Genomic DNA, 4,032 nt, shown 5'->3' on the forward strand with positions numbered 1-4,032 from the left:
GTATATGCAGGCGAATCTTCGAGCAAAATAACATCGGCAAATAGCGACACACAGGAAACTAATAGGAGAAGGATGAATCTTTGTCTCAATTCTACCTCAATTCGATAGTTTTAGCAATTATGCTGATTTCCATACTAAAGTCAATAAGGTTCGAGTGGGGTGCACAAGATGATCAGAAAGGCATCCAATAGAACAATAATCCGAATTATTCCAGATAAACGATTCGTTTCAGTCGGCAGTTGTGATCAATCATTCTATCGAGTTCGGATTAACCGCCGCTTAAATCTGCCTTCGCGGAGATCTTCGGTTGAATTTCATACCGCCCCCGCGCTGTCACGCCCCGCTTTGATGAACCAAAGGCCGGCGCGAGGGTCCCGGAAGTTGGGCTATAGGGAGAGTCCGTGCGCAAGAAAATTAGGCACTCGCACGGAGCGTGACGGCCGGAATGGCGGGAAGTAAAAAAATGAAACCGCAAACATACCTCTTGCATCCTTCAATCAACACCTTGACAGTGTGCATCCGAGAAGATATATTAACCGAGTTAATTAATTACAGGATGTAAAATGTCTAAATTCAACGAAATATTAAAGAGAGTATTCGGCACCGCAAGCGATAGGGAAATTAAAAAGCTGATACCCATAATCGAAGAGATAAACTCGATAGGTGAATCGTTTAAATCTATATCTGATAAGGAATTACTGGTTAAATCCGAAGGATATAAAAAGAAGATAGGCGAATACACACACAATTTAACTGAAGAACTCGAACAAATAGAAATCGATTTATCTACAGAATTGGGCGAAGAACTTCGAGAAAAGGCGGAAACCCGGAAAGAAGAGCTGCAAAAAGAACTTCATGACGCCAATCGACAAGTCCTTGAAGAGATACTTCCTGAGGCTTTCGCACTTGTGCGCGAAGTATGTTATCGCTTGACAGCAAAGGAATTCTTCGCCGCTAGCCAAAGAATGACATGGGGTGACAATGTATCGGAATTCTATCAAACCGAGGATTTCAAATGGGAAGAACGCACACCACCCGGGTATTCCAAGAGATGGACAGCGGAACTCCCCGAAAAAATAGCTCATCCTCTAACAAATAGTTTCACCCTCGTTCGTTTTGAAGATGGACAAATTTTTCGAGCTGTTATACCATTCGATGTCCAAATTATCGGTGGGATAGTTTTGCATCAGGGGAAGATTGCGGAAATGGCAACAGGCGAGGGAAAAACACTTGCGGCGGTTTTTCCTGTATTTCTAAATGCACTCACCGGCCGCGGTGTTCATGTTGTTACTGTTAACGATTACCTCTCCCAACGCGATTCCGAGTGGATGGGTCAAATTTATAATTTCCTCGGCCTCTCAGTGGGTTGCATTCAACACAGTGTAGAACCGCATACACCCGAGCGCAAAGCTCAATACGATGCCGATATCACATATGGCACAAATAATGAATTCGGCTTCGACTACCTTCGCGACAACCTCTCTAGGCGTAAAGAAGAACGCGTCCAACGAGAATTCCATTTTGCAATCGTCGATGAGGTTGACAGCGTTCTTATCGATGAGGCGCGGACACCACTCATTATATCCGGGCCGGTAGAATCGAAAATCCACGAAACTTTCTCAAAATACGAACCCGGAGTCCAACAACTTGTCCGAAGACAAATGTCACAATCAACATCGCTTCTCAATGAAGCCGACAACGACCTTAAAACAGCAGGCTTCTTCGAAGAATCCAGCAATCAAAATAAAGATGTTATCTACAGCGCCGGCGAAAAACTCCTCATGGTTAAGCGTAGCACGCCTAAGATAAGCAGATTCCTGAAATTCCAAAAAGAGCAGGGCATTGCAAAACTGATCCAGCGCATCGAGGCCGACAAAATGCGCGACAAAATTTTGCACGAAGTTGACGAACTGCTCTTTTTCTCGGTAGATGAACAAGAGAACTCCATCAACCTCTCAGAAAAAGGACGTAATTCCCTAGATAGCCGTAATCCCGAGATTTTTGAGCTCCCGGACATTACTACAATAGTCTCTGAGATCGAAGGAAACGAAAATTTAGATGAACCTCAAAAGGCCGAAGAGAAAAAAAAGGCTTATTCGCTCTATTCCGAGCGCTCGGTAATCAACCATGCCATAAGCCAGCTTCTGAAGGCGCATATCCTCTTTGCGAAAGATGTCGATTATGTTGTCATGGATGGTAAGGTCATTATAGTTGACTCTTTCACCGGAAGACTTATGCCCGGAAGGCAGTTCTCCGACGGACTCCATCAGGCCCTCGAGGCAAAAGAAAATGTTCGAGTGCAATCCGAAACACAGACCATAGCAACAATCACACTTCAGAATTATTTCCGTATGTTCGATAAGCTTGCCGGTATGACCGGAACAGCTGAAACCGAGGCCAATGAGTTTTGGGAAATATATAAATTAGATGTAGTCGTTATTCCCTCTAATCGTCCGATTCGCAGAAATGATTTTGAAGATCAGGTCTATATGACCCGAAGAGAGAAATTCAATGCAGCCCTCGATGAAATAGAATATTGGCATAAAAAAAACCGTCCTATCCTAGTTGGAACTGTCAGTGTCGAGGTTTCAGAAACTCTCTCGCGCATGCTTTCGCGGCGTAATATTAGCCACCATGTCCTGAATGCGAAACAACACGGCAAAGAGGCCATAGTCGTTGCCGAAGCTGGAAAACCAGGTGCCGTAACAATCGCAACTAACATGGCGGGCAGAGGAACAGATATCAAACTTGGGCCTTCTGTTGTCCGCTGCCTCGAGGGATGCCATTTACTATCCAGCCTTCCCGATAGCAACCTCGTTGCCGATGGCGAATGGACACTTGGCGAATGCAGGGCTGAAGTCCCTTGCGGCCTACATATCATTGGCACCGAGCGTCACGAATCGAGGCGTATCGACAGACAGCTTCGAGGCCGTAGTGGAAGGCAGGGTGATCCCGGTTCTTCCAAATTTTATCTATCACTCGAGGATGACCTTATGCGGCTGTTCGGCTCTGAGCGTGTCGCGATGATAATGGACAAACTAGGCGCCGAAGAGGGTGAGGCCATAACCCATACACTAATTACAAAATCCATCGAGAGGGCTCAAAAGCGCGTCGAGGCACAAAACTTCGCTATCAGAAAACATCTCCTCGAATACGATGATGTTAATAACACCCAACGCGAAGTCATTTATACCCTTCGAAATAAAATTCTCGATGGTGAAAACCTTAAGGACAAATTCAAATCGATAATCAACGAGCATATAGATAACCTTATCTCCAACTATACCGATCCAGGAACCCCTTCAGAGGATTGGAATTGGGATGAGCTTAAATCGGAATTCTCCAGGACCTTCCTTTATGCCTTCGAGCCAAAAGGAGGCATCGAACCCAAGTTCAAACAAATTGACCTTCGCGATGCTCTTGAAGATACTGCACTTGAGGCTTACCAAAGGCGCGAGCAGATGCTTGGGTCTGATGTTATGCGTCAGCTCGAACGCTTTGTCCTTCTTATGACTATCGATGGGCAATGGCGAGAGAACCTCTATGCACTCGACAGTTTAAAAGAAGGTATTGGTCTCCGTTCATACGCACAAAAAGATCCCCTTGTCGAATATAAGCGTGAGGCTTTTGAGCTTTTCGCCGATCTTCTCGACCGAATCAATCGGACATCCTTAGAGCGGCTTTTCAAAGCACAGATTGCGCCTCCTTCCCCTCAAGCTCATCAAAGAGAACAAAATATCAGGGAAGTTCACTCTACTAAAGCTGGTTATGGTGTATCGGCCTCCGGCCAGGGCGCGACAATACCCCCCCCTCAACAACGAGGACAGTCCCGAAAACCAAATGCTAAAGCGCCAATTATCAAAGAGGAAAAAGTAGGAAGGAATGATCTATGTCCATGCGGCAGCGGCAAAAAATACAAAAAATGTTGTGCGTTGCTGGATTAGGTTTTGATAAGAACCCGTTTCCCAGTTTCCGCGCTTTCAATGGCACCGAACACCATGGCCAGACTTTTGATGTTATCCGCCGCCTGAG

The 4,032-nt window shown here is 45.6% G+C and carries 1 protein-coding gene; it reads left to right on the forward strand.

Annotation, left to right across the window (positions count from 1 at the left end):
- The first annotated feature begins 563 nt into the window (after window positions 1-563).
- Window positions 564-3,944: a preprotein translocase subunit SecA gene (gene secA / locus KAH81_10525; protein ID MCK5834088.1), complete on the forward strand. Its 3,381-nt coding sequence runs from the start codon at window positions 564-566 to the stop codon at window positions 3,942-3,944.
- Window positions 3,945-4,032 lie beyond the last annotated feature (88 nt).

The organism is bacterium, assembly GCA_023145965.1.
Classification (GTDB): Bacteria; UBP14; UBA6098; order UBA6098; family UBA6098; genus UBA6098.